Origin of the sequence: Ammoniphilus resinae (assembly GCF_017873965.1) — a bacterium.
GTDB classification, from domain to species: domain Bacteria; phylum Bacillota; class Bacilli; order Aneurinibacillales; family RAOX-1; genus Ammoniphilus_A; species Ammoniphilus_A resinae.
Genome location: NZ_JAGGKT010000030.1, coordinates 1 through 25,765, shown reverse-complemented (window position 1 = coordinate 25,765; position 25,765 = coordinate 1). Strand labels below are relative to the sequence as shown.

Sequence of the window (25,765 nt, the reverse complement as noted above, 5' to 3'; positions counted from 1 at the left end):
CGTTCCTCCTTATTCGATTTCTTCCATAGCTTCTCGTTTAAGGACTATTAGCCATTGTGGTGAACCATCGATGCGTAATTGCTTTAGGTAGCCCTTCTTGAAATCCAACCATCCACGTTCTTTCCAATGGGTGAAAATTTCTTCGGGATCGTAGTTGTTTTCCCTAAGGAATCGTTTTATTCGATCGGGATAAAAAGCGATCCAATTCCAGTCATTTTTGTTATCCCACTTCCCGAACCACCCTCCTGGTGGGACCATCGGGTTTCCTTCCATGTCTGTCTTATGCCGGCCAATGAAAGATGTACTGTGAGCATTAGCCCAACCAATAACATCACGCAAAGCCTCTTCTTCTCCGGTTGCATCCTCTGCTTCTTGTGCGATAGATTCCCACAAACCATTTGCGAAAGGATCCTGAAAGTCAAAAGGTAGAGGATGACCCATATCTCGAAACGCTGCATGGACCAAAATGGATGTTGTTTTGATAGCAGCTGCATATTTTGCTAATCTACCCGCTACATTTCCTTCTGTTCTTTCAGCATAAAGACTAATTTCATTGCGAAATGATTCTTCCCACTCTACCCAATGATCTTTGTTTTGCATAACCCACTTCAAAAAGAGTGGTAAAGCATAGCCGTAATTCATGGAAGTTAAGATGTTAATCCGTTCCACAATCTTCCTTGCTTCGGCACCATCCCCTTCGAATGGTAATCCTCTTACTTCCAAAACTCTCGCCCTGGTACCGCCATCTGTTGTGAAAGATGTTGCTTTTACTTCTCCACTTGAAATCAAGACAGTTCGCCATGTCGTTGTGGCGTTAAGGCTTTTAACATTCCCTCTTGCTTTGTCTTTACCGCTTGCGATCATATAGAGAATATTAGCCACGGTTGATTTGTTTTTTGCTCGCTTAGTATCATCCAATATCAATGGCATTCCGGTTAGTACACTGCTTGCACGGGCAATCCATACAGGTGTTGCATCCCAAGTGAACAGGACCGAATCGTTTGTTCTTTCATCAGGGTTACCCATTACACTTGCTGCCAATCGCTGAACAGTTGTTTTCCCGGTGCTTGTCCGATTGGCAAAATCAATGATGAAGTTATCGCATCGTAATATTCTCAGAAGAGGTGCAACGAAAGCTGAGTAAAGTGCTAATAATGCTTTCGGATAATTGGATGCTAATTTAACAGCCTCCATCCATCCTTCAATGCTTCCTCTTTGATGCAGCCCATCGGCAATCTGTTCATCCCCTGAATCAATCCCTCGGAATGAAACTAAATCGTCCCGCCATTCTCCAGGAGTAAGGTCATCAAAATCCAAATCATTGGTTTCAGTCCCGTCTGGATGGATCAAGGTTCTTCCCCATAGGAATCCTAATTCACCGTCTTTTCCCTGCCATCCCAATTGGCTGTTTACTTGTGCAATAGGTAACCTGTGAAGGTTTTCAGCCTCTAATAGCGCGATATAATTAACCAACTCTCCTGCACTTCCCGAGGTAACAGGGAACCCTTCTCCAGCCAGGTGGATGATGCTTCTTGCGTTTGCAGCGACTTCACGATATATGGTTGCATTAAGCCAACGATTTAGACGCTTCCATGAAACCCGTAATGATTCCTTTCCCTGTGTTACATCTCGCATTAATCCTGTAATTAATACCGGCGCTAATGCTACATTCATTGAGGCTGTCGTTTCGTTATCCTTACCCTGATTTTTGATTATGATTTTTTTTACGCTATCTTCAGTCAAAAGATATGGCTGGGGAATGATGAGTTCAGGATAAGGAGGATCCTCTAACATATCGCCAGCTATTCGAACGGTTTTTACTTCTCCTGGTTCAACCAATCGTAAGGGAGCATTACGCTTTTCCTTTTTTAGAGCTTTACTTAAATCTGTTAAGGAGACTTTACCTTTTTTTAGATCCTTCTTAAGTTGATTGAAATCTTCGGGTGATTCGCGTTCTAAAATAGCTAATGCACCGAGTACAGGGGATTCGAAAGCGGCTTCGTTATTCCCTTCCAACACTTGATTCAAGGCTATCTTGACCGTCTCTCGAGCTTCTCCAACACGATCCATACCTAACACGATTGGGCTTTTGATTTTACCCTTAAATTTGCACCCATTACACAAAGATGAATTAATGGTTGAGCAAAGGACCGGGCCCGAATCATCTAAAGCATGCTGGATTTTCCGCTCTGTTTCATCAAATGAATATCCAGGATAAGGAGAGCTCCATTCATGTGCTTTGTCTATTCCGTCCTTTGTTCGGGAGACAATCGTCAACATCGAGTACCAATCGGGTTCAGGGAGTGTTGCAGCATTATCCCGGCAATGGCGGATAAATCCGCATTTCTTAGCAATCATTTCGGCATTCGTATTGGGATATTCTGAATCCTTAGCGATCCGTTCCTTCCTGACTTCAGGAACCTCCACCGGCATAGGTAACAGGGATTCGATTTCCCTGATCATGGATTCAAACTGATCGATGTTATACCGTTGGTCTGTCATTTCTGCGATTTCTACACGAGGTGCAGGATTCCGCTTCTTATTGAAAGTGCCAGGGATTCGAAGCAGCCTTGCTAAATCGCTTGTCCCGTCTAAATGGTATCCGTGATTATGTTCGAACCATGCTTTTACAACAGATTCAAACCGTTTAACCAACTGGGCTGCTTTTAATTGGTCTTCATCATCTTTAAATATCCATAGTGATGGGAAGAGCCACATCGGGTATAATCCACCACCAGAATTGATGATTATTGATGGACTCAAGGGTAATTCCTTTAGCAATTCCCATGCTTCCCTAAATGATGGTAGTTTCTTGGTTGGGTCCTCGTTTGCTTTGTGTACCCCTTCCGAGCAATCTACATCAAGCCAAAAACCAGGAATAGCAATGGTATTATCGTTTGTTCCACGCTTCTTTACCCCTTTTACTCCGGTTTTGTCGTTGATTACTTCCCCGCGCATTTCCTTTTGTAACCCAATGCCGAAGTAGATGTGATCCATGTTGTTTTGATTGGTCAGGTTCGCAATAAATGCGGCTGTTTTCGTAATGTCTTTGCTTTCAAACCACCAAGAACGATTGCCGTGAGTGACAATTTCCCCATTTTCCTTTTTGAATGGTTGTAGCAATCTTTCTTTTGCAAACAGACTTATGTATCCCGGGGGGTTATTGCCAAAAATAGATTGAAAAAATCCGCCGATATATCCAGCAAAATCGTGTGGTATAATGGATATAATTGAATCCTTTTTTGGTGTAGGTTGCTCTGTCGGGGCAACCTTCTCTATTTCTTTCATATTAGGTTCCTCCTGACCATTGAAAACTACCGGAAAGTAGCTTCCTCCTTTTGACGATCCCAGTAACGCATGTGGTATTCCGCAACCTTTTCCGGGTTTCTTGCACGCCATTCCCTCATATATTTACGCATATACTCGCGTCGATCTCTCTTTTTACCCTTTTCGGGTTTTTTGTTCATTTCATATCAATCCTCCACTTCGTTTTTACAGTTTTTCTGAAAGCAAAAAGGACTTTCCAGACCACACGAGTGGTCAAAGAAAGCCCCTTTTTACCCTGCTGTATATGTTCCAATAGAAAAGACATCCACGAAGAGAGGAAAAAAATTATTGCTAAATAGGCAAAAATTTATCACAAAAAGTGTACAAGTTGTTTACCTAATTAACATTTTTGGTTATACTGAAGTCAAATCTAATTATTTCGGTCTGTTTGGTTATGGACCGTTGAATCCTAATGTGGTGTTAGGACTTCAATAGAAAGCTCTATTGTGGTGATAGAGGCTTTCAAATCTCTTCGCGGAAGCTTTCCTGGTGGTGCAGGGGCTTCCTTATTTTTTATTGTTAATTATATTAACAAAACCTTTTTGTCTATTTTAAGAATCTTTGAAAATAGCTTGTCTCGTTTCATTGTATCAAACCCGTTGTCTATTTCATATAGGAAATCATTATGTCAGAAGAAATTTCCACCAAAACAAGGTCAATGTTATTTTAACAAGGTTTACCTGATAAACACTCTACAAAAACTCTACAAAAAATATCGTTACAAAAATTGTATCATGAAAAGTTCTGGTTGTAAGTGGCTTCAAAGTGGCTTCTTTTTTATGATATCAGAAAGAAATCGAAAAGGTTTATCAAAATCCTATCAATATCCTATCCCATTGAAGATACCTATCACTTGGGTATAGGCATGATAATACGTCCTTCCATGGTTTGTCAATTTTTTCTTCCGTTTTTATTGTAACATTCTAAACTAAAATAATTAATGGCACGGTGCAATTGCCACACAAAAAAGGCATTCAAAAAACATCTATTGAAATTGTAGCATGATATTTAAAATCTAAAATGACATCATAGTGACATGTTTTTATCTGCAATTCATTTTAGTTTTAAAGGCTGGATATGATTTAATCCAGCCCATCATCTTTTTAATGTCTTTGTTTAAAACCCAAATAGGTGTGATATAATTGAATCAACTTAATGAATTTCCCTTTAGCCGAGGGAATTAACCCGTCATGTAGCCGCATGGCGGTTTTTTTCGTTTAGCCATTTTTGTGCAAGTTCCTTCATTTCCTCCAGGTTTGAAAGTCCTTTGTAATGAGGACCAAAAGCACCAATAAAGCCGAGGATATCATCCAGATCCATTTCTCCAAAAACCTCAGGTTCTAACTTTCTAATTAATTCTCTTAAATCAATTTTCATATAATCTCCTCCTGAAGTTCTTTTTCCATCCATAATGATAGCATTTGGATTTTTTCTACCACGCTTAATTTGTTTAAATCCCCATATTGATTCTCTAATTCTGCAAGAGCTTCTTTGCAAAGGTTGATTAGTTCAAACGTTTGCTCCTTGGTTACCCCGGTTAGATTACAATGCTTCTCAATATCTGTGATAATTGACATTGTTTTTTCCTCCCTTATTTCTATTTTGCAATCAAAGATAACGGATACCATTTGCCTTTGATATAAACATAAGCGCGGCGATGAATTATTTTTCCGTATACCATAGAGATATAACCTCCTTTTGTCGTTAATGTCCGTTTATGTCTGTTTATATCTGTTTGTATACCAATAATACCCTGTTTATTCTATTTTGTCAAATAATGTATCTTAAGAAATATCCTAACACTCAACCCTGGTATACATAGTGAATAAAAAAAGCCCTTCCCAAATAAGGAAGTGGCTATTTTCATTTAACAGCACTGTTCTTTCAGATAACGCCTTAAGTATATTGATTGAAAACTTCGTTAATAATTGATAATAAAAAAAGAAAGGAGAATACCTATGTATAAATGCCGGGAATGTGGTAAAGAAGGTGCATCAGATAGAACATGGGGTCTTTGCTTAAAGCATTATAAAATGTATGTGAAGATTGCCAAGGATGCCAAGAAGGGTTAGTAAGTGATTTTCCCATTATTGGTTACAGGAATTAGTCTGTGTTCTTCAGGAACTTTGTGTTTATCCATTAGGTATGTAATAAAAGCGGGGTTCCGCAGCATAGTTTCTACGATCTCTGTGGCGAGTGCCGTTTTGGATTTTCTCACAGTCATGGACAGACGGTGCAAAAGCAAATGGGATTCATGATCCAAATTGGTTTTAACACAAATACGCTTATCAGATCGAACTTTTCGTGCTTTTTCTATTGCCTTAGCCCCTATCTCCACTTTAATTCCGTCCATATTATCCTCCATTTAGCAAATATCTCAGTGCAAATTGCTCAAGTTACTCAAAAAGATCAAATTGATCCGGTTGCTCAACTTGAACCACTTTCTCTAAACATATTCAGTTGGACAAGGAATATGAATGATTTTGCATCCATTTTTAGGGAATTAAGGTTGTGATAATGGACATTTACGCAACCTTAATTGTTATCTGTTTCCTAATTAAGAAAATATAAAAGGGTCTAATTTGGAAATTAGACCCTTCAATGTGTATAGCTTGAAAAAGCTCCGATCTGGAGCCGGTGCCCGAAGGCTTGATAAACTATACATCCTATTATATGGAAAAATATTATTTAATATACGTAAATACAGTGAAAGAGCCAATATACCTTTAAGATATAAATGACTCTTTCTTGAAAAGCTTATAATTAAGCCGGTGCCCGAAGGCTTGATAAAATTGATTAAGTACATAATAAACCAATACATTATAAATTTCAAGTAAATATAGTTAGGAAATACCTAACTGATCTTTTACCATTTGTATAATTTCCTTCAATTTTTCATCTTTTAATTTGCCTATTCTTATATCCAATCGAGCTTTGTCTATAGTCATAATGTCTGCGGCGATTATTTTTGAAGGATTCTTGTCTAAATGTCCATCTTCGAGATCATCGTTTGTTAATTGAATATTGTTTATTGGATCTATTTTTGTCCCATCACCTTCTATAGGAACTACGTTTACTTTTTCAGAGTATAGATTTTTCTTTTTATTGGAGATAATAACACATAAATGATTTCCGATAAGTTCGGTTCCGACATTATCTTGTGAAATTAGTACATTGTAAATTTCGCCCCTGACAGGTCGAGTCGGATGAAGTTTTCTCTTATCTGCTTTTTTTTGCAAAGCGTGATCATATGATTTTTTGTCTAAACTGCACTTTTCCGGAATCGAATTAATAATTAATAGTGCTTTTTTAAAATTTCTTGGATGTAGTTTAGAAAGTACATCAGTTAATCTGGTAATTAATCTGTCAATTTGAGAATCACTCATTTTATCTGACATGTTTGTTTCCCTCTCTCTTTAATTATGCAATCTATAAGAGTCCTTTTTCAGCAAAGACTTTTCGCAAGCTATCATTAACGATTCTTGATTTTGCACCTCTTCCACCTTTCTTACCTAACCTGTCCAGGATTTGGGCGATATCTTTCTGCAAATAAATACCCGTAAGAACAGACTCATCCTTTTTCTTTTTTCCACCTTCAATTAACTGATCTAAATAATCCATTCCCTCATCTTCTGCTTTATTTTCATCAACTTCGTTTAAATCATCATTATTATTAATATTAATGCTAACGTCATCTTCTTTGTTATCGTCAATGTCTATATTTCCATTACTATTAACATTGTTATTACTGTTGTCGTTAATTTTTTCGTTAGCAACCTCACCAAATCCAGCTATACTTCTATTTTTTCGAGCCACTTGATTCAGCCTCCTCAATTTCATTTAACAACTCAAAATAATACCCAACAATTTGATTGTTTTTATCCGTTAATGTTGCTGGTAAGCGGTCATAAGCTACACTTGAAGCAAAGCGAATGGACCGCGGAATTACTGTATCAAATAGACGGATGTTCTTTTCAAAGCAAAATTTACGGCATTCCTGCAGGACTGTAGTATGTAGGTTTGTACGAGCATCAACAAGAGTGGCTACAATCCCTATAACAGATAGACTGGGATTGTGTTTCTCTTTGAACCCATCAATGGCCTTTAGGATTTTCACCAAACTCCTCATACTGTAGTTCTCCGGCTGGAAGGGAATTAAAACACTATCCACAAAGCTAAGCACATTCCCCTGTGTTAACCCGAGATTTGGAGGCGTATCAACTAAAATATAATCGTATTTGGAACGTAGCTTATCTACGGCATTTTTAAGCAGCGAAAACGGCCTTGGATACTTCTCCCTTTCGGTTAAACAATCAAATTCAAAGAACGCCATATCATCATTAGCCGGTAGAATATCAATATTGTCATATCCTTTAACGATCGCTTCTTCTGGATCTATGCCATCGATTAAAACATCATATAGGGTTCTTTCTAATTGATCCGGATTAATCCCAAATGTTAAAGCTACGTTGCCCTGATTGTCAGTATCAATGATGAGCACCATTTTCCCCTGTTGTGATAAAACACCAGCCAGGTTGGTTGTGACGGTTGTTTTTAAAACCCCGCCCTTATTGGTTGAAATTGCCCATACTTTCGCCATATTTTCCCCTCCCCTATTAATATTTTGTTCACCTTAACAAAAGCATTAACATTAATGTTAACACCTATAATACCTTTCCATGGATTTTCAGTAAATCCTACTTTTTAGGTATAGTTAGGTTGTTAGTCTGTTTCAGTATAAAATTGAACATCATTTTTACTATATTGGATTACAGAAACTCGCCTAACTTTTGATGAAAGGTGATAACAAATGGTTCAGTTCCCAACGGATGAAGAAATGCAAGCTATTAAACGTTCCGTTATCATTCCAATGGTGATCACTGTGCTTCACCGGGATAAGAAAATCCTTGAGGAATCAGAAATTAAAACAAAGGGGCCATACATTGCCCTAATGGAATCTGCTTTGAAGAAGGCGGAAAAGGAATGGTATGATGCCCGGCGTTTATTTCGCTCCAATGGCATCAAGGTGTATGAGGAAAAACGGACGGAAACAGAGGTAGAAATTAAATATGTGATCCGTGGCTACCATCATGTGACTTCGCTTCCGTGGCATGTGGTAAAGCAAAACGTAGAAGAAGTGATGAAAAGTTACTTTGGGGTTGAATAAAAAATCCCCTCTCTTATGAAAGGGGTATAAGGCTAACCGGGTGATTTTCTTTTCCTATCCATATTGGTCCCAGCACATTTGTCTTCGCTAAATCATCCGAGGTAAAAAGCCACTGTATATCCGTGTTATCAATGGCATAGATACATTCCCTCAAGGCCAAAGCCCTTTCCCATGTAGGGGCAACGGTCAAAACAAGGGGGAAGCTGTCAAAGTAATTCAGGTATTCTTCAGACTGATAGAAAGCTGCGTATCGTCTATGCTTCTTCTGAAATGTATCCAGCGTCATGGTCCCCCGGTCCCGTTCGTGAAAGAAGTGAAAGCCCGTTTCCCCTGCGAAGTATGTTCCATAGGCATCTGGATTGAAGATGATCCGGGACCCGTGTTTAAACTCATACCGGGTAAGATTCTCTGTTTTAAATTCGCCTATCTCATGCCCTTTAGACCTGGCGGCACGTAACAAGCAAAGGTAAAAGTCATTTACCTCCAACATGTGGTCTAAGTATGGCAGCCGGACTGCGTTCATTTCATACTTCCATCCTAAATCTTGAACAGTGGTGTTCAATATCCCGGCAACAATCCTCGCCCCCAATTGATCCAGTATCATATGGGCTTGTGAGCTGCCGTTATTCTCTCCTACGTTGATAAAGAAACGGTCAATAAGCTTTAGATCAAACAGCTTACGAAGCCTACGCCTTGCAATAACTAACGCTTGGGAGTTTTCTTTGCCGTGGTCATTAAATCGAAAGTGCATTTCTGCAATCTGTTCAGTGGTAAGGCAACGGTGATAGTAAAGGGAAAGGAGAACTTCCCTATCACGTTGGGTAAGTGTAGCCTTCTGTAATGCCTCCCTTGGTTTTATATCCTCTTCCTTCCGTTCATAACGGGATAACTTGCGGCTTTTCAATAACCTTTCCATTTCGAGAAGCCCCTTTCCTTAGTTGTCCTGAAGCATTCCCCCTGATCCCTGGGCTTTCTTCTTCGGTGATAAGGTTTTTTTCAACCAGGCTGTAGCGTTCGTTGATCTCCTCTTTAATGGCTAATAAATGCTTATAGTTCTGCCGTTTGTAGTTATCCTTAAACCGTTTTACCTTGTCATGCCCTATGCTTTGGTAGTGGTCCCTTACGTCAATGGAATCGAAGGTAAACGGGGCAGGATGAAGCTTTTTAAACCGGGCAAAACCTTGGTAGTTATCAAGGTTTATCAAGTCCTCTGGATGCACACCGGGGAACATCTTAGATATTTTAGTGTTGGATCCAGTTCCTATGTTTAGAGTGATTTGGGAAAAGGTATTATCTTCAATCATCCCTAAAAGATCCTCTGGAATTTGTTTTACGGATTGATGGGCGAGAACCAAACCAAGCCCATAACTACGGGACATTTCAAGGAATTTCGCCATTTCAGCCCCTTGATGAACAAATCGTTCAAATTCATCCAAGAAAAACAAGTGAGGGACCCTGTTTTCCTCCCTGGTATCATCCCGGCTAAAGGTAGCTTTACTGATAAAGGCGGTAAAAAGAGTACCAAAGAAATTAAGGATTTCATCCTCATTCTGTCCCATGGAAAGGTTCACAAGGATAATAGCCTTTTGATCCATCATTCTACGCCATTTCAAGATATTATCCGTTTGGGAAAGGGTATAGCGTGGTCGTTCGTTTTGTGTGATGGTTTGAAGCTTGTTAAGGATCGCCCCTGCCTCATTCTTCCGGGCAGATGGTTTCATGGGCTTATAGGTATTCTTCCAGTAATTCAAAACGTCAGGATATTCCCCATTGGCTTCGAGCTTTTTGATTGTGGCATCTAAATAGTTTTCATCCGTGAACATGCGGTAAACTTCGAGTAAGGACCCTTTCGGATCAGTGGCGATTACTGAAATAAGGGCTTGCCGTAGGATGGTTTGGGAGTGTTCTTTGATGGACCCAGAAGAAAACACCTTAACAAATACACCTACAATCATGGTAGCGAGATTATAAACCGTCATTCCCGGTTGTCGAAGCACATTGAAAGGGATAAACCATTCATCTTCCTGAAGGTCAATATAAACCACTCTATGCCATTCACTTTCGGGCAAATGCTCTAACAAAAGGTCTACTATATCGCCTTTCACATCAAAGAACGTAAATCCCGTATGCCGTGAAATTTGCAGGGCAATAAAGGTCAAAAGGTATGACTTCCCGGACCCGGTTGCCCCTATAATGTAGCTGTGCTGCATCAGCATTCTAATGTCCTTAAAGGCGAGATACTTCTTTCTGCCCCTAAAGTTAGAAACCCCAAAAACTATAGCCCCATCCTTCCATGCCTCTTCCACTGAATCATATTTGATCACCCCATCTGGAACGGGGATCTTCTTACTTCTTAGCCGGATCACGCCGGGAATATCTTTACTTGGAAAGTGTAGAACGGTTGCCAGTTCTGCCGGGGTGACATAGTTTTCTATGGGGTAGGTGTGGACTCTCCTACTTTCAAAGTCCTTCAGGAATTTACTACGGTTTTGCACTTTAAACAAATTGAAGTAGGTCTTATCAAAATAGCTGCGGTAAGGTCTGAAGCGGTTCTTATCGGTTGTGGGGGCAAAAGCACTAATGACGGACGTTAAGCGATCAGAGGCTTTCCCCCATTGGTCTGATATAGTAACAATCCGAATGAGTAAATCAAAGAAAACTCCTGCCTCAAGTTTCTTTTGAATGGGTGTAAGGCTTTGAGTGTGTTCCTTTGCCCCGGCCGAACCAAGAACGGTATGTTTGGCAGCTCCTATGAGTGCTTTGGGGACTTCAAGATAGGGATTGTATTTTGCGTAGGGATAGTGAAGTTTACTTGGGCGTTTTCCGTATTTCTTGTAAAGGTCATAGTAAGCCATGACAATATTGAGGGCTTTGTAATGAACCGGGCGTAAAAGGAACTGGACAGCTACTTCCTCATGGTCCCCTAAGTTTTGCATAGAGGAACAGAGGGAAGCCATAACGTCCGCCCCTGCCCTTTCCCCATCCGATTGAAGAAGATTAAACAGGTAATGACTATCTAACTCGAGAGTGGCACAAGAAACGTCCTTCCCATAATGCTTTCCAAAGGCAGCATAATCCTTTTCAACGGGGACTATTTCAGCCGCCGGATGGACCGAATTTATATTGGATTGCATGAAGTCTGCGGACACTCCCCCGGACAACCAAGAGTAAAGCCCTATTCCCTTATGGGTCCCCCAAAACTCAAAGGAAACCCATCTATTCCGGTGTTTCGGGTCATAAATTGTATAGAGAGAATCAAAAAAATTATTGTATTGGCTGGGCTTAAACTCAGCCTCTTTTTCTACGTAAATCTGATAATGCTTCCCCTCTTCAGAGGCTTTATTTAATGCTTTTCGGTTGACTGGATAAAAAGCAGCCTTGAACAACATTACTCTTTCCCTCCATTCCAGATAGCGTCAAATATCCACTCCCTTACGGCCTCCCCGGTGATGATAGATAATCCTTTGATCTTCAGGTAAGAAACTACAAGAACAATGACCTTCCCTGCAAACAGAAGGGTCACACCAACAAAGACAGCCCCCAAGGTATATTTGATAATCAATGATTCAAGATTCACGGATATCACCACCTAAACCTGAAGGAATGTGGCTATAGCTTTATAAATGGCATTGAATAGCCCAATCACTTCATAAAGGATAATTCCCCCACCAACAAAGACGACCAACGGGGCAAGATCCCCTCTGCCAGTAAACTTCAAGAATGTAGTTACCAATAGAGTAAGGAAGCCAACAATAAGCATGTGCAGCAGGATCACCCCATGCCCGGCAAAGAAACCTAAGCCCCCGGCTGCTGTGGCGGCAAAAGCAAAGGTGGGCTTAAACATAGCATAGGTGACCAAGGGTACTACCCTACCCAATCGATTAATCATTTTTTTGTTTTTCTCCACCCACCCCCAAAAGTAAGAAGATTGATGAACAATCACTTCTAAAGAAACAAGAGAAGGAAACTGTTTCGATAGAGTAGCCAATTCAGAAAGCTTACCCAATACTTGATATTCCACGGTTAATGCCCTCCTTGGGTGTATCCCTCATAGTTGATACGGGCGAAAATACAGCCTAAAATACAACGCCCATGGTTTAAGATATGGGCTGCTGATTGTCCATGTTTCTCTTTTTAGCAACGTTTGAAAAAAGAAATTTTTGACCATGCTTGATATTAGTTAATCGAGTAATGGAGGTATGAGTAATGCCCTGGGGTCTGGGAAAGCCGCGTTCCAAGTTCGGAAAATGGTTAGATAAGCAAGGAATCTCACAAGAGGATTTGGTAAAACGAAGCGGAGTCAATAAATCGACGATAAGCCGGATATGTAGCGGGGATGCGTTCCTTCCATCCATGAAGAGTGCAGCTAAGATCATAAAAGCTCTGCGTGATCTGGGAAAGAATGTTGATTACGACGATTTTTGGAGTATGTAAAGGAGGAAAGAAGAAGAATGGGATCGATAATTATCATGCTCTTAATAGCTGGTGGCTTTTACTATGTTTGGTTTATTAAAAACAAACACCGCAAAGAAGTTAATAGCATCATGTCCAGGGTGGGGAATCTCTTTTCCGTAAGGGATGACCTTCATAAAACTTTGCTTATAGGGATATACAATCGCTTCAAGAAAGAGGAAGGGAAAACAGAGGATACCCCTTATGACTTTGAGCGCTTTGTAGCACAGGTCATGGAAACGAATTTAAATGGATCCGCAGAGGTTACAAGAGGTTCTAATGACGGTGGGATTGATATTCGCCACTTTAGGGATGATGGTTTGTACTTGGGCCAAGTAAAATGCTATGCTCCCAATGATATCGTGAACTATGTTCCTATCGCGGTTCTTCATAGCCAAATGGTTAAGCAAGGGGCTAAAGGTGGATTTGTAGTAACTACAAGCAGCTACAACGAAAATGCAGTAGAATACGCAAAAGGGCTGGGAATTGAACTCATTAACGGTGACCAATTTATAGAGCTTTGGGTAAACGCCATGGAGAAAACAAGGGAAAGCTTCATACCAATTGAAATTGGAGAAATTTAAAGCTGCTGCTTAACGGCAGCGTTTTTTATGAAAGGATAATCATCTCTCTCTGTGGAATAGTCATGCTAAGGAGGGATTAAGGTATGACGGACGAAAATAACGGAAATTCCCAAAATGAAAATCTCAATTGGAAGATTGCGCTAAATAATCCGATGAAAAAGGCTATTGCCGATCAGCACAAATGGAACGCTATGCTTCAACCTAACCCTTTATCAAAAGCTATTGAACGGCAAAACCAAATCGCCAGATTGATTAATCCCCCCGAAGATAGAGAGAACGAAAGTCTAATCCAGAAGTTAAAAAAGTTGGACGAAGCAAAACAAGAAAAAATTAGGAAAGATGAAGAGTACAAACAAAGTGTATTATCTGCCCTTCAGGGAATTGAGAAAAATACCGCTAATTTATCCGATATGGTATTACTTCTTCAAAAGAACGAAGAAAAACAAGAAGAAGTATTTAAATTGCTCGTTCAAATATTAGAGATAGCCAAATCACCGAATAAAAAGGAAGCTGAATCTAAATATCGAAAAGTCATGACTGAAATAGGTAAGTTTCGCGGTGACATTGAAACCGCCGCGCAACTATTTAATTTTGCAAAAACAACTTGGGATGCCATAACAAAAATTTTAGGGAACTAATCACAACCAAAAATAACGTGATTAAATTATTATAAACATTAATATAAATGTTAGTATTAACAATCACATTAGCACCAATATTAGGTGCTTTTTTTATTTGGATTTTTCAAGGTTGCGTAAAGTGCGATTATCACAACCATATTTTTTTATCTTTGCCAGTTGGAATCATTTGACAATGCATCAATTAAAGTATATTATACGGATATAAACAGACACAAACGGACATAATGTATCATAGAGGAGGGGTATACCATGTTAATGGAGGCTTCATTCAATAACCAGCTTGTTCAGCAAGATTTAATTTCGGAATTGGTAGCAGATAAGCGAAGTGAGAATACAAAGCGCGCCTACAGGAATGACCTGGAAGATTTTTTTCAAACCGTTACAGGAAGAACATCTTCCCCTGGTGTGGTTCAACAATTTTTAAAGCTGACCCGTTCCCAGGCGGTGACTGTAGTTTTGCGATACAAAGCATCCCTTATTGAACGTGGTTTGAAGGAAGCTACTATTAACAGACGGTTGGCCGCGATCCGTTCCCTTGTAAACCATGCGCGAAGGGTGGATATGTGCGATTGGAAATTAGACGATGTGGAAGGGGAAAAGGTTGAATCTTATCGGGATACCACAGGCGTTACTGTTCAACAAATTGCGGAGATGTTGAAGATCCCTAACCGCAAAGCAGTAAAAGGTAAACGTGATTATGCTATCCTGCGTATCTTCTGGGAGCTCGCTCTTCGCCGGGGTGAAGTTTCAAAACTTAATTTAGAGGACTTTGACCCGGAGCTTTCAACCGTATCTGTTTTAGGTAAAGGAAAAGGCACTCAAAAGGTATCAATGAACCTATCTGAGAAAACCAAAGAAGCCATCTTAGAATGGTTAGATACTCGAGAAGAAATAAAACCAGGTGATCCCTTGTTCATTGCCCTGGACAGAAGCTTCAAAGGAAATAGATTGACCGGTGAAGGGTTATCCAAGATCATTAAAGGAATTGCAAAGAAAGCTGGAATCACTAAAACAATGAGCCCCCACAGATTACGCCACACATCTATTACCGCAGCCTTGGAAGCAACAAACGGAAATGTAGCTTTAGTGCAGAAATTAAGTCGCCATGCAAAGGTTGAAACCGTTATGGTCTATGAAGATCGACGTGTGAACCAACAAAAGAAGGTTACTGATTTATTAGCTGATTTAGCGTAGGAGGCACAAAATGAAACTATTCAGTCCAGAGGAAGCGGCCGATACACTTGGTGTATCCCCTAAAACAATTCGCGAATGGCTTAGAAAAGGTAATTTACCAGGTGTAAAAACAGGAAGGCTATGGAGGATCAGAGAAGAAGATTTACAATCATTTACGCAACCACAAACCACCAAAATAAAGGAAATAGAATTTGATTGGGATACCCTTGAAAAATTAACATCTAAGGCGTTCGTAGATCACATTAGGTGGGTTATTGATGAAGACAAAAAGAACGGAGTAATCCATAAAAATATTAAACTCAAAGAAAAACATGGGGCAAGGGCTTATGAAGTCTATGTGATTTCAGATATTGTTAGTATTTTTAAATTCGATAAGCTGTCGGATAGTTACTTTTTTGTAGCATTCAACCAACAGGATCTTGAAGATATGATTTCATGGATCAGATAAGGAGGAAACCAATGAATATCAACACCATCCAAGAAAACTTTTTAAACGTGGTCAGAAAAGAAAAAATCCCGGTAACCATCTTCTTAGTCAATGGGTTCCAGGTTCGTGGGAATATCTCTGCATTTGATAATTTTATCATCATTGTGATGGCCGATGGAAAGCAACAAATGATTTACAAACATGCAGTATCAACGATCATTCCCGCCAAATTAGTCTCATTGGCAGCAAGTGAATAAAAGAGCACCAAGCTGCTATTCAGCAGCTTTTTTTATTTTACGTAGAAGCCGTTGTTTCACTATTCCTTTTGTTGATTACCCTTGCACCTTGTTGTATACCACTTAATGTTTGAATCATCTCATTAGCCTCGGCATCTTTGAATTTATCCAATATATCTATGTACCGTTCCGATAATTCCTGAACAACCACAGGATCATGCTTCCCTTCCTTTGATTCCTGTATGAATTTGTATATTTGATCTTTAATATCACGAGTTACAAGTTTCCCCTTTGAGAAAAAGAAAAGCAGAAAATATCCAACCCAAACGATTGCAGAATAAAAAAGCCCTTCGCTAAACACATGTGGTGTTACATTATCATGATAGAAATACGTCACAGTAGCAATAAAGATCAAAATGAACGCTCTTATCCCATGGAAATCTTCCAATGTCCAGAACCTTTTCAGCTTATAAATCAACCGCTCCATTTAGATCACCTCTAACCACATATTACCAGTATAAAAGGAAAAAAGAACCCCTTTTTGGGGTCCTATTTGATATTATATTCCTTTTTAATCTGTTCCCGCCCGCGTCTCCCAGCTTCGTTCAGTATATCACCGATCTTCTTAATCTTTGCCTCATCGGAAGCGTTAGGATTAACTTTTTCTAACCTCTTCATTGTTTCTTCCCCTACAATCCGTTGTAGCTGTGAGTATTGTTCAGGTGTTAGCTTGACTGTTTCCCCATCGATCCGCAAGGACTTGAGCGGAATCCTTGGGGCTATCGTTTTATCACCTGTTCGTTTATACAAATCAACAATAAGCTGCTCCTCTGGGGTCGGATTGTATTTGCTTACAAAAGCGGGGTTCAGGAACACATTGAACAAGCTGTTAGACCCATCCTGATAAACTTCCCTCGGTCTTCCCAGGGTATCAAATGCCCTCGGTAATTTGTGGGAGAGCCCTGGAACCTTGTATTTTATCTTGTTTTTTATTTCTTCCCATCCTTTCGGGTCATAAGTTGAACGCCCGGTGTTATCCTTCGCCTGACGGATCTGATTCAGGAATGTTGGAACAAACGAAGCAGGAATTTCTTTCGCCGTATCCATCGAACTTTCCTTCAAATCGTATCCCCTGAAAGGCTTGGTGATTCCCTCTAAAACAGGTTGCTGGGCTATGGTTCCGAACCCGCCTAAGATAGAGTTTGTTACTACACTTTCCGCATTCTCCAACGGGTCTCGATTCTTTTGGATATTCTGGCTGATGTTAGCCCCTACGGATGCAGAGATAGCCACTGGCTGCGCCCAATCGTAAGTAACAAGGGTGTCTCCCTTTTGTGTTTGAGCAGCTTCACGGTCAAAACCGCTCAATACAAATCTTTTCATGGCAGATAGATTGAATTTGAAATCCCCTTCTCCAATGGCTCTCTGCAATGATTGGATTTCATAGTCATCCTCTGCGGACCCGGTAAGGATACCCGCATCAGCCAAGAACCACCCTAATCCTGTGATCCCCATGCTTCCTGTAATGGCTCTTGCAATGGCTTGGGTAGCCTCTCGGGTGTTCTTCTCTACCCCTTTGCGGAAGAACGGTTCAGAAGCAATATATAAGCCTCTGAGGAACCCTGCCGGGCTGTATTCAATTGCCCTCATGACTAATGCACCAGGGGTTTTTGGGTATTTTAGTAGAATATCACCAACACCCCATGAATTATCATTGACCCCAACAAATTTGTTTAGTGAATTTAATCCTCGTTTTAAATTTTGGAGTTTCATTGAAAGCAAATTGTTATCCTGAAAGGTGATATACTTCCCGTATTCTTGAGCGATTGCTAATCCATTTTCGTTCATTTGGTGCATGTAGCGCTGAATAGCTTCTTTCTTTGCTTGCCCGGTTAACCCCTCGTTGATCGCTCTGAGTGTTGCCATTTCCCCGATGGTTTGATTTACGGCTCTTTCATATGCGGCATTATCAAAGGACCTAAGGGATGCCCCCAGCATCTTTTCTGTATATGTCAATGGGTTCCACTTGCCACGGAAAGCCGGCCCTCTTAGGTCAAATTGTGTTTCCAAACCATTCACATTCACGCCTTTCCACCCTGCCTTAGCCCCTTTAATGAATCCTTTCCAGTATCCTCCTTGCCCTGCTGTATGGAAGGTTACAGTCCGTTCTCCCCCGGTTATCTTGGATCTTGTCCAGTCGATCGGGGTGGACAGATACTTATTGATCCGTTCCAGTCGGTAGAATAACTCGTTTCCTAACGGGTTTCTTGTAAGCAGGGTTTTAGGGTTCAATAATTGGGCCTGGGTTTGGAAAGAGGATACCTTTTGCAAGAATGTCGGCTTATCTAAAAGCTGTAATGTGGCTTGCAGCTCTTGCATGGCTTCAATCTTCTGTTCTCCGGTCAACTTGGATATTTCCGTTGCCATTTTTCTAAGGTTTTCCGCTTCAGTCGGGTCAATCCCATTAGCCTTTAAAGCTTTGTTGGTGATCTTCTCAACATCACTCAGCCTTGTTCTGCTGATCGCCGTGACATGGTTTTCAATCGTTTCAACCGCTTTATCGTAGATTGCTGCAAGGTGTGGCCTGATATCTTCCCCAAACTCTTTGACCATTTGCTCGGACCAAATCGAGAATTTCACAGCACCTTTCCCCATTTTGGAAGCTCCTATGATTGCGTAATCTGCAAGTTCATCGACAGGCAAGGAATTCATTCTTCCTTTTCGGGCTGCAATTCGTTCCCTTGCTGCCTTCTCTTGTTGTTCCAGGAAGGAAATGACCTGTTTTCTGACGGCCGGTTCTTTAGGTACTGAAGGAGCTTTCTTCGGTTTAGGTGCTTGGTCGCCTATAACCTTTTTCGCCTCTTGAGCAAATCGCTGTACTTCCTTCAATTCATCAGCCGTTAGTTTTTTCCCGGACTTGGCTTTTTCCATTAGGGAAATGACATTATTTGCCGATTGGTTAGCCCCCTCCATTGCTTTTACAGTAGTGGCTAAGTCCGTTAGCTGTGAAGCCATTTCATTCGTAACCTTAACCGGTGTTTCTCCCGGTCTTAACCGCTCATTTACCCTGCTCGCTATTCGCTGCGCATGGAGTAAGATCCCCTCTGGAGATAAACGGTTATAAATAGAGAATGCCTGAACGGATTGACCGGCTTTCGTTCCCAATTCTGCAATTTTCTCTGCTATATCAACCGCCCTTTGGTGGTTCCCTTGCTTCTGGAATTCATCTATTAACCTTAGTCCAGTGGCTATATGTTCAGGTGTTACATGCTCATTATTTTTGCCTGCCCCTAAGACATATCCTGCTGCTTCATCGATGTTGTGAGCCACCCGTCTATTAGCTTGTTCTGCCGTTTCTGCATTGGTAATAGGTTTGTATTTTCCTTTACCTTCCAACCCTTCTAAAAACGGCTGAGAGGACTTCGGAGATTCCTTTAGAGTTTCTATAAACCCTCTTTCCTTCTCATTCTTCAAAATAGATTGTGAGGAGTTTTTGGGTGTTTCTGCCACGGTAGCTGCCACTTCATCAATTTGTTTTACTGGTGTAATTTGCTCGTTTAATATTGGCTTACCTTTAGGGATAACATCAAAAGGAGACTTTGTTAGGTCTTTCTTTGGTAGCTTAGAAAGATCAAGAGCAGCTTCATTGCCTTTAAAAGTAGGGAACGGGTCAATTACATTAACAGTCTTTGAAATTTCCTTCTCGCCCAATTTAAGAGGCTGATAAATGCCGTATTTTTGCGCCTCTTTGGCTTTCTGTAAATTTTTAGCCCCGGTCCTCACCATATCTGATACAGAACCTTCTTTGGTAGCTGCTTTGATTAGATCATCCAGAGATCCTGCCGTTGGTGGTGCAATCTCAGACCAAAGACCTTGCAGATATTCGTACTCTCTACCAGGCGGCAACCCTCTTTCCTTGGCGATGGAGTATAGATCTTCCAATTGATTAGATGCCGGGGTGCTCACCTTGAATTTCCCTTGTGATAATGGTCCCTGGTTTGGTTTTAATTTCGATTGCTCTATAATTTCCATAATCGGATTGACTTGCTGAACCTGTGCAGGTCTATTTACTACCTCGGAAAGCGGATTTTTGCCGATTGGTTGAGCCTTATTTATTGCCCTTGATAAAGCCACATTTTGTGTTAACTCATTGGCTTTACCACCAAGGAATTTAGCACCTTTGAAGATCGGCACATTAAGTGGATCAAGAGCAATATCAACACCCAACCCACCTAATTCTGAGATACCCGGTGTTTTCATCCCACTTTTCATATGGGACAATCCTGCCAAATCCACCATGCCGGGGATATTAGCCCCACCCGTGTAGTTTTCGTTAAACAAAACCTGACCGCTTTTCACCTTTTTAGGATTATTAAAACCCTCGGTAAATGCCGTAATGGGGTTCTGAACCTCTGTTTTTTGCGCCCTATTGGTCATCCCTTCAATTGCTTTTTCGTAAAACAGATTTCCGCTTGCCAATGCTTTACCCACCGGGTTATCAAGAAGAGTGGAACCAACTTCATCAAACACCGGACGAATAGACTTGTCATAAGTATTCAATGACCCCTTTGGAAGCTTTTCAAAAAGGAAATCGAAAGTGTCTTTTGCTGCTTCCTTCGTCTGTCCCCATAACCCTTCAGGCTTTGCTACGGAAAGCCCACCTGTTTTTGATGGGCTTATGTTTATTTGGTTTTTCGAATTAATGGTGTTTTTAAAGGAATCCACAACAACCTGTCTTTTTCTTTCCTTTTCCTCATGTTTTAATTGATTATCTATTTCAAGGGCATTATTAAATGCCCCTGAAACCATTTTTCTATTTTTTTTACTTTCTTCCTCCAATAAGGAATTAATTAACCCTTTGTTTTTTCTTTCCCCGGATGATCCTTGATTACCTAATTGATTGAACAATCCAGCCATAAATGGTCACCCCCTTTTATTCCTCAATTTGGGATCTTGCAGCCTTCATTAGGTCCTGATAACCTTCATACCCGTATTTCTGGATGAATCGCTGGGCGTTTGAAGTGAGCATTTGCAATGATTTTTCCGGGGTAGTCATTACGCTTCCAACGTCCTCAGCGAAGTCTGGGTCCGTTTTGTAATTGTAATTTGTTGTTTTTGTCCCTTGGTACCAAGGTGTGCCTGCTTCAACACCTGAAATACCAGAAGGTGCTACCCCTGTTGCTTTCCAAATATCCATCATTCGGTTAAAGTTAGCGTTTGATGCTGAATTATTAGCACTCATCCGTGAAGTTTGTGCATTCATAGCCGAAATAGATTTAGCCTGTTGTTCAAGGGCATAGTTAAGTCCAAACCTACGTTTATCCTCTTCAAATTCTTGGACTTTAAGTGGCTTGATTCCTTGAACCTGGTTAAGTAGCCCTTGATAGGATTCTTTAGGAGCCACTGGCACCCCATAGTTTTGAGTAAACCATTGGGCCAATTCAAGGTTTCGGTTCTTATCTGCTTCTCGTCTATTGAGCGAATCCTGTTCCTGGCCATATTGGAATTGTTCTTTCTGGAGTCCAAATTGATCTTGCCTAAACTGATTGTCCAATTCTTGCTGTTGCTGTTGGTTCATGGCGTTGATATAACTCATTAGCTGCTGTGCCTTCATCGATTGTTCCTGTGCCGCCTGAGAACGGTATTGGGCGAATAACTCATTGTATAGGTCGGATTCGCTAACTTGTCCCATCTGATCGTATAGCGCTTTAGATTGATCGTTATAAGCTTGGTCTATAGCATATCGTCTATCTGCTGCATTTCGCTCATGCCCCAGGATCTCCCGGTTGTGAGCCAACTGCAGGCGGGTATCTTCATCCTTTGCTAACCCTTGACCACTCAAGCCGCGGTTGGCCATATTTTGCCGGGAAGCTAAATACTGTTGAAAGGCTGTTTCCTCTGTTCTCTGTTTAGCGTCTGCAAGACTACTTTCTACCCCTCTAAGTCCTACATCTCTGTTCGTTGCAGCATTTTGTAAAGAGGCTTGATAAGCACCTTTCTTTTCTTGTGCTAACCGGGACGCCTGATTTCGTGCCAATGATTCCGCATCACCAAAACCACTGTTCATCACCTTGTAATAGTCATCAAACGCCTTTTGCATAGGGTTTTGTTGAACGATGTTCGTCGCATTAGCTTGGGCCGGTTGGGTCGGCTGAGAAGGTGCTTTGTACCCTGATCCAGGATCACTCCCTGACGTATTCCACGCTTGCAATCGTGCAGCTGCGTCTTGGTTGTTTGGATTCTGAGTAATGTATCGCTGTAAATTCTGTTTTTGAATCTCTGCTAAACTTGCCATGTTATCACCCCTCGTTTTTGGTTTTTAACCATTTGCCGTATTCCTCTATCAGTCCATTTTCAAATAGAAAAAGGCGATATACTTTAATCCAAAACTCGGATTCCTCCAATGTGGTTTCTAATGCCTTGTTTTGATCCGACATTTCCGATATTTTCCCAAGGAGGATCTCTTGATCATTAATTAAGTCATTGAACTTTGAATTCAGTTCATCCATTAGCTGGTTATTTGCTACCGTGATCTCGTAGTAAAGATCCATGTACTCCTTGATTTCATCTGGCGTTAAACTATTTCGTTTTTCCCCAAGTTCTAAAAACCTGTTGGTCAAAGCTTCCGTTAGTACGTTTTTAACCTGAAAGTTTTCCATCCATCTCACGCCCTTTGCAATTGTTCAGCTTTCTTTTCCCAATAGCGCTCATTGTACTGCTTTTGCTTTTCCTTATTTTGTTTGTACCACTCCCTCCGTTTTGAGTTCCTTAATTGTCTTGCGGCTGCTGATAGACCCAAAACCAAACACCCTTTCTTTATTAAAATAAAAAGTCCTTTATTCCCGGAAATTCCGCAGGAGTAAAGGACTTTCATAAAAAAATGAATATACTAATATTAACATTAACCTTAACATTAATTATAACACGGATATTAGTATTGATGTTGTGACTGCGAAAATATTTATGGTTGTGGAAACTGCCATTATCAAAACCTTGTTTTTTATGACATATATACCGCAACAAGGGCCCAACGACTCTTACCATGTCCCAGCTCCCCGTGTACTATGTTTACACAATCCTGCACCCATTCAAATGACTTCCGATAAGGATCCAGGGGATCTTTGGATATTCCATCATCCATTCTCCGGCCGCGATCCCTGTTTTTCAAGATATAATCGATCATTATTTTCCCCTCAGTAAAACGATCTCCCATGATTTGTTCCAATCTCCTCCGGGCATATGTGTGTCTGAATCCATGAAATCCGGCAGACTCAACACCGGAAGCTTCACAGGCGCGTTTTAATCCCTGTCTGAGCGTGTTTTCTTTGAGGGGGAGTATTTTGTCTTTTGGACCTTTATTTTTAATCAAACCAATCAATTCTGGGGCGTAGGAAGAGGATACATTCAGGTATAGAAAACGTCCGCCTTTGGTGATCCCTTTACCGTCCGGAATTTCAATCCGTAGACTCCCATCCTCCTGGGTTACTACGTGTTCCACTCTTATATTACAAATCGTTACGGTGCGGAATCCTAAATTAAGAGACATACGCATAGCAGTGGCCACAGCCCGGGAGAAGTGGGGCTCAAGCTTTTGGATTTCTTCTTCAGTGTAACTCCTATCTTTTGGCTTCTCCTTATCCTTCCAACTAATCAAACGCTTCTCCATAAATGTTACAGGCTTTCTGTGATTCTTCTCGGATATTAACCGCATTGCTGTCTGAAGCTTTAGCAAATGGCTTTCTACGTTGGTCAAATACCCTTTGGTTACTTCCTTCTGCTGAAGTTCGTCGATGTAGGCCGCATGATGCTCTGGCTGCAACTCAAAAATGCTTTTGATCTTAAATTCACGCTTGGCAAACTGAGAGAACAAAATGCTGCTCCCCAAGACCTTTCGAAAATATTTAATGCTATAAATTCCGGTCACCTTGTTGCTTCCAATCTTCTTTTTCGCCTCATGCTTGGACTGACCGATATAGTTAATGACCTTGAGCGCACTTTCCACCTGGTATTTCATTGACCCTAATTTTTGCATGACAAAAAAGACTCCTCCCTAATTATTTTTCAAAAGTTAATGGGCTGAGGGTCTCCCTCTAATCCGTGACATGATTAAGCGATAAGGGGTCGTAGTAGGTTACCGTAAAAAACGTATTTCAGCTAAAGACCTTTCGGCTCACTATCCCATTGGATAGCAGAAGACGATAGACCTTCTACGATTTCCCGACCTCGCGTCGTCGCACTTTTCACCTTTCAAGTGCACTTGGTATTTTTAAACCGCCCCCCGCGGCGATCGGCTGTAACGGCGCCTGCAATCCGACTGTCTATGTATGGACAGCAACATATTGAACGATTCTTTCATCCACACACAAGAGGTAATCCCCTTGGTTCGATCCGTGGCATTGTATCTCGATCAATCTACCTTTGGTTACTCCAATCAGCAGCTTATCGCTTGACCCGGTAGCTGGAATCAAGGATTTGAAAACTGCTAATCGCTCATGTGCTCCTTTGACCAAATAAAAAGGGCTGCTAATGAAGATCACACGGAAATTACAACATTCCCATCGATTTCATTAACAGCCCATAAGGACGTCCATGGCATTCTTTCTTTTGCCAACCTCGCCTGCAATATGGTCACCTTGACGTATACTACCAAAATGATAGTTTTCGTCTTACGGATTGAATTGTCAATTTACAAATTCCTCTTGTTTGGTGTGCGTTAACCTCGTCTACTCGGATCAACCGGGACGTACATAACAACACCAGAGCACATTTCCTATTTCTGAATTGATTCTCTTCTGGCCGGCTAAAAACAGGCACAGTTATCCCGTGTTAAGGTCATGGTCCCCAATCAAGGGGGAACTCTGTACTCCAAAGAGCAATGTCCCGTAGGATTAACCGCTAACCATCGCGTGATGGTTGCAAAAAAACAATCAAAAATAGGTTCATTTGGCATCTCGCCGTGCTACAGCATCTCGCTAATAGCTAATTAATCAATAAATTAAAGGTATGTCCTTATTGTATCAATCATTCAGGCAATTGGAAAGCTTCAAATTCCTCGTTTGTTAGTTCAAGATTTACAGACCATCCAGCACCAGGGGCAAAATGAAGCTTATATGATCTTCCATTTGCCAGATACTTTTCAAAAACAAATACAACTAAGCTTTTTGCCTTTTCCATGTTTTCAGGTTTGTGTGCTATGGGTAAATGAATAGAAACGTAAATCTTAGGATCGTTCTTATATCGCTGATTACTATAACCATCGAGATAATCTATATGGATTAATCTAAATTTCAAGTTCTCGCCAGTTAGTTTTTGGTGTAGCCTCTGCAGCTGCTCCTCTCTGTTTTTTATTTTTTGTTCTAATTGATCCAGCTCTGATTTTTCTACCAGGACGAAGTCAGCTTGATCCGGTTGATAGGTTTCCATCATTTTGTCCTTTTGAACAAAATATCTTCTCAATTTCTCCCCTCCAATCGTTTCTCTTAGTGATAAAACCTTAAGAAAATATTCCCCTATTTCATTTGTATCAAAAAATCATTAGAATTTAAAACTTTTAAAGAAATCTCATTGCGATGTCACGATTTTTCAAAGTTTCCTTACAAAAATTAGTTCTATGCATAAGTGTAACACCATAAAATATAGGTTGGTGTTACACCTGGTGTTACACCTGAACAAGCCCTCAACCCTTGATACGACTGACTTTTAACCATGCCGTAACACCGTAATACCCGTAACACCAT

At 40.7% G+C, this 25,765-nt stretch carries 27 protein-coding genes; 7 read left to right on the top strand and 20 right to left on the bottom strand.

Annotation, left to right across the window (positions count from 1 at the left end; all coding sequences use genetic code 11):
* Positions 1-9 precede the first annotated feature (9 nt).
* The 8 genes from J2Z37_RS23930 to J2Z37_RS23895 all read right to left on the bottom strand — a co-directional run bounded on the left by J2Z37_RS23930 (position 10) and on the right by J2Z37_RS23895 (position 7,927).
* Positions 10-3,288: a DUF927 domain-containing protein gene (locus tag J2Z37_RS23930; protein WP_209812859.1), complete on the bottom strand. Its 3,279-nt coding sequence runs from the start codon at positions 3,286-3,288 to the stop codon at positions 10-12.
* 26 nt (positions 3,289-3,314) lie between these two features.
* A complete protein-coding gene (locus J2Z37_RS23925; protein ID WP_209812871.1) occupies positions 3,315-3,467 on the bottom strand; it encodes a hypothetical protein in 153 nt (50 codons plus the stop codon).
* 1,048 nt (positions 3,468-4,515) lie between these two features.
* On the bottom strand, positions 4,516-4,704 hold the full coding sequence (locus tag J2Z37_RS23920; protein ID WP_209812858.1) for a hypothetical protein: 189 nt from the start codon (positions 4,702-4,704) through the stop codon (positions 4,516-4,518).
* On the bottom strand, positions 4,701-4,904 hold the full coding sequence (locus J2Z37_RS23915) for a hypothetical protein (RefSeq protein ID WP_209812857.1): 204 nt from the start codon (positions 4,902-4,904) through the stop codon (positions 4,701-4,703). Before J2Z37_RS23915 ends, J2Z37_RS23920 begins: the two co-directional genes overlap by 4 nt.
* A gap of 491 nt (positions 4,905-5,395) precedes the next feature.
* Entirely contained in the window at positions 5,396-5,680 is a 285-nt protein-coding gene (locus J2Z37_RS23910; protein ID WP_209812856.1) for a hypothetical protein, read from the bottom strand.
* 490 nt (positions 5,681-6,170) lie between these two features.
* On the bottom strand, positions 6,171-6,725 hold the full coding sequence (locus J2Z37_RS23905; protein WP_209812855.1) for a type II toxin-antitoxin system PemK/MazF family toxin: 555 nt from the start codon (positions 6,723-6,725) through the stop codon (positions 6,171-6,173).
* 31 nt (positions 6,726-6,756) lie between these two features.
* Positions 6,757-7,143, bottom strand: coding sequence for a hypothetical protein (locus J2Z37_RS23900; protein ID WP_209812854.1), 387 nt, complete (start codon positions 7,141-7,143; stop codon positions 6,757-6,759).
* The gene (locus tag J2Z37_RS23895; protein WP_209812853.1) at positions 7,127-7,927 is read right to left on the bottom strand and encodes a ParA family protein; all 801 of its coding nucleotides are present in this window, start codon (positions 7,925-7,927) and stop codon (positions 7,127-7,129) included. The genes J2Z37_RS23900 and J2Z37_RS23895 overlap by 17 nt, the downstream gene beginning before the upstream one ends.
* Positions 7,928-8,137: 210 nt before the next feature.
* Between J2Z37_RS23895 and J2Z37_RS23890 the strand changes: the two genes are divergently transcribed.
* Positions 8,138-8,494, top strand: coding sequence for a YhjD family protein (locus tag J2Z37_RS23890; RefSeq protein WP_209812852.1), 357 nt, complete (start codon positions 8,138-8,140; stop codon positions 8,492-8,494).
* Positions 8,495-8,507: 13 nt separating this feature from the next.
* Here J2Z37_RS23890 and J2Z37_RS23885 read toward each other — a convergent pair whose 3' ends face one another.
* Genes J2Z37_RS23885 through J2Z37_RS26055 form a run of 4 tightly spaced genes read right to left on the bottom strand, consistent with a single transcriptional unit; the run spans position 8,508 to position 12,515 of the window.
* Entirely contained in the window at positions 8,508-9,410 is a 903-nt protein-coding gene (locus J2Z37_RS23885; RefSeq protein WP_209812851.1) for a replication-relaxation family protein, read from the bottom strand.
* The gene (locus J2Z37_RS23880) at positions 9,370-11,883 is read right to left on the bottom strand and encodes a type IV secretory system conjugative DNA transfer family protein (protein WP_209812850.1); all 2,514 of its coding nucleotides are present in this window, start codon (positions 11,881-11,883) and stop codon (positions 9,370-9,372) included. The genes J2Z37_RS23885 and J2Z37_RS23880 overlap by 41 nt, the downstream gene beginning before the upstream one ends.
* Positions 11,883-12,071, bottom strand: coding sequence for a hypothetical protein (locus J2Z37_RS23875; protein WP_209812849.1), 189 nt, complete (start codon positions 12,069-12,071; stop codon positions 11,883-11,885). The genes J2Z37_RS23880 and J2Z37_RS23875 overlap by 1 nt, the downstream gene beginning before the upstream one ends.
* A gap of 12 nt (positions 12,072-12,083) precedes the next feature.
* Positions 12,084-12,515, bottom strand: coding sequence for a SpoIIIAC/SpoIIIAD family protein (locus J2Z37_RS26055; protein ID WP_209812848.1), 432 nt, complete (start codon positions 12,513-12,515; stop codon positions 12,084-12,086).
* Positions 12,516-12,700: 185 nt separating this feature from the next.
* Between J2Z37_RS26055 and J2Z37_RS23865 the strand changes: the two genes are divergently transcribed.
* The 6 genes from J2Z37_RS23865 (at position 12,701) to hfq (ending at position 16,049) form a co-directional block, all read left to right on the top strand.
* The gene (locus J2Z37_RS23865; RefSeq protein WP_209812847.1) at positions 12,701-12,928 is read left to right on the top strand and encodes a helix-turn-helix domain-containing protein; all 228 of its coding nucleotides are present in this window, start codon (positions 12,701-12,703) and stop codon (positions 12,926-12,928) included.
* 17 nt (positions 12,929-12,945) lie between these two features.
* Positions 12,946-13,530: a restriction endonuclease gene (locus tag J2Z37_RS23860; protein WP_209812846.1), complete on the top strand. Its 585-nt coding sequence runs from the start codon at positions 12,946-12,948 to the stop codon at positions 13,528-13,530.
* Positions 13,531-13,613: 83 nt separating this feature from the next.
* Complete coding sequence (locus J2Z37_RS23855; protein WP_209812845.1) at positions 13,614-14,168, top strand: hypothetical protein; 555 nt, start codon at positions 13,614-13,616, stop codon at positions 14,166-14,168.
* A 252-nt stretch (positions 14,169-14,420) separates the two neighbouring features.
* On the top strand, positions 14,421-15,365 hold the full coding sequence (locus J2Z37_RS23850) for a tyrosine-type recombinase/integrase (RefSeq protein ID WP_209812844.1): 945 nt from the start codon (positions 14,421-14,423) through the stop codon (positions 15,363-15,365).
* 10 nt (positions 15,366-15,375) lie between these two features.
* A complete protein-coding gene (locus tag J2Z37_RS23845; RefSeq protein WP_209812843.1) occupies positions 15,376-15,813 on the top strand; it encodes a helix-turn-helix domain-containing protein in 438 nt (145 codons plus the stop codon).
* A gap of 11 nt (positions 15,814-15,824) precedes the next feature.
* Positions 15,825-16,049, top strand: a complete 225-nt coding sequence (gene hfq / locus J2Z37_RS23840) for an RNA chaperone Hfq (protein ID WP_209812842.1) — start codon at positions 15,825-15,827, stop codon at positions 16,047-16,049.
* A 37-nt stretch (positions 16,050-16,086) separates the two neighbouring features.
* Here the strand turns inward: hfq and J2Z37_RS23835 are convergent, their stop codons facing one another.
* From J2Z37_RS23835 to J2Z37_RS23805, 8 genes are all read right to left on the bottom strand, one after another.
* Positions 16,087-16,515 carry a hypothetical protein gene (locus J2Z37_RS23835; RefSeq protein ID WP_209812841.1) on the bottom strand — a complete coding sequence of 143 codons (429 nt, stop codon included), beginning with the start codon at positions 16,513-16,515 and terminating at the stop codon, positions 16,087-16,089.
* Between the two features lie 62 nt (positions 16,516-16,577).
* Positions 16,578-20,945 (bottom strand): hypothetical protein, encoded by a 4,368-nt coding sequence (locus tag J2Z37_RS23830; RefSeq protein WP_209812840.1) that lies wholly within the window; start codon positions 20,943-20,945, stop codon positions 16,578-16,580.
* A 16-nt stretch (positions 20,946-20,961) separates the two neighbouring features.
* Positions 20,962-22,323 (bottom strand): hypothetical protein, encoded by a 1,362-nt coding sequence (locus J2Z37_RS23825; protein WP_209812839.1) that lies wholly within the window; start codon positions 22,321-22,323, stop codon positions 20,962-20,964.
* A gap of 4 nt (positions 22,324-22,327) precedes the next feature.
* Entirely contained in the window at positions 22,328-22,687 is a 360-nt protein-coding gene (locus J2Z37_RS23820) for a hypothetical protein (RefSeq protein WP_209812838.1), read from the bottom strand.
* A gap of 5 nt (positions 22,688-22,692) precedes the next feature.
* Positions 22,693-22,827, bottom strand: a complete 135-nt coding sequence (locus J2Z37_RS25930; RefSeq protein ID WP_280922263.1) for a hypothetical protein — start codon at positions 22,825-22,827, stop codon at positions 22,693-22,695.
* 201 nt (positions 22,828-23,028) lie between these two features.
* The gene (locus J2Z37_RS23815) at positions 23,029-24,060 is read right to left on the bottom strand and encodes a site-specific integrase (RefSeq protein WP_209812837.1); all 1,032 of its coding nucleotides are present in this window, start codon (positions 24,058-24,060) and stop codon (positions 23,029-23,031) included.
* A gap of 286 nt (positions 24,061-24,346) precedes the next feature.
* On the bottom strand, positions 24,347-24,538 hold the full coding sequence (locus J2Z37_RS23810; protein WP_209812836.1) for a hypothetical protein: 192 nt from the start codon (positions 24,536-24,538) through the stop codon (positions 24,347-24,349).
* Between the two features lie 511 nt (positions 24,539-25,049).
* Entirely contained in the window at positions 25,050-25,484 is a 435-nt protein-coding gene (locus tag J2Z37_RS23805; RefSeq protein ID WP_209812835.1) for a hypothetical protein, read from the bottom strand.
* Positions 25,485-25,765 lie beyond the last annotated feature (281 nt).

Coding starts and splice junctions, on each gene's coding strand:
- J2Z37_RS23905 (WP_209812855.1), bottom strand. CDS start 6,725: ATGTCAGATAAAATGAGTGATTCTCAAATTGACAGATTAATTACCAGA.
- hfq (WP_209812842.1), top strand. CDS start 15,825: ATGAATATCAACACCATCCAAGAAAACTTTTTAAACGTGGTCAGAAAA.
- J2Z37_RS23815 (WP_209812837.1), bottom strand. CDS start 24,060: ATGCAAAAATTAGGGTCAATGAAATACCAGGTGGAAAGTGCGCTCAAG.
- J2Z37_RS23915 (WP_209812857.1), bottom strand. CDS start 4,904: ATGTCAATTATCACAGATATTGAGAAGCATTGTAATCTAACCGGGGTA.
- J2Z37_RS23830 (WP_209812840.1), bottom strand. CDS start 20,945: ATGGCTGGATTGTTCAATCAATTAGGTAATCAAGGATCATCCGGGGAA.
- J2Z37_RS23835 (WP_209812841.1), bottom strand. CDS start 16,515: ATGGAGCGGTTGATTTATAAGCTGAAAAGGTTCTGGACATTGGAAGAT.
- J2Z37_RS23825 (WP_209812839.1), bottom strand. CDS start 22,323: ATGGCAAGTTTAGCAGAGATTCAAAAACAGAATTTACAGCGATACATT.
- J2Z37_RS23855 (WP_209812845.1), top strand. CDS start 13,614: ATGACGGACGAAAATAACGGAAATTCCCAAAATGAAAATCTCAATTGG.
- J2Z37_RS23920 (WP_209812858.1), bottom strand. CDS start 4,704: ATGAAAATTGATTTAAGAGAATTAATTAGAAAGTTAGAACCTGAGGTT.
- J2Z37_RS23820 (WP_209812838.1), bottom strand. CDS start 22,687: ATGGAAAACTTTCAGGTTAAAAACGTACTAACGGAAGCTTTGACCAAC.
- J2Z37_RS23930 (WP_209812859.1), bottom strand. CDS start 3,288: ATGAAAGAAATAGAGAAGGTTGCCCCGACAGAGCAACCTACACCAAAA.
- J2Z37_RS23850 (WP_209812844.1), top strand. CDS start 14,421: ATGTTAATGGAGGCTTCATTCAATAACCAGCTTGTTCAGCAAGATTTA.
- J2Z37_RS23880 (WP_209812850.1), bottom strand. CDS start 11,883: ATGTTGTTCAAGGCTGCTTTTTATCCAGTCAACCGAAAAGCATTAAAT.
- J2Z37_RS23865 (WP_209812847.1), top strand. CDS start 12,701: ATGCCCTGGGGTCTGGGAAAGCCGCGTTCCAAGTTCGGAAAATGGTTA.
- J2Z37_RS23885 (WP_209812851.1), bottom strand. CDS start 9,410: ATGGAAAGGTTATTGAAAAGCCGCAAGTTATCCCGTTATGAACGGAAG.
- J2Z37_RS23895 (WP_209812853.1), bottom strand. CDS start 7,927: ATGGCGAAAGTATGGGCAATTTCAACCAATAAGGGCGGGGTTTTAAAA.
- J2Z37_RS23925 (WP_209812871.1), bottom strand. CDS start 3,467: ATGAACAAAAAACCCGAAAAGGGTAAAAAGAGAGATCGACGCGAGTAT.
- J2Z37_RS23860 (WP_209812846.1), top strand. CDS start 12,946: ATGGGATCGATAATTATCATGCTCTTAATAGCTGGTGGCTTTTACTAT.
- J2Z37_RS23910 (WP_209812856.1), bottom strand. CDS start 5,680: ATGGACGGAATTAAAGTGGAGATAGGGGCTAAGGCAATAGAAAAAGCA.
- J2Z37_RS23845 (WP_209812843.1), top strand. CDS start 15,376: ATGAAACTATTCAGTCCAGAGGAAGCGGCCGATACACTTGGTGTATCC.
- J2Z37_RS23890 (WP_209812852.1), top strand. CDS start 8,138: ATGGTTCAGTTCCCAACGGATGAAGAAATGCAAGCTATTAAACGTTCC.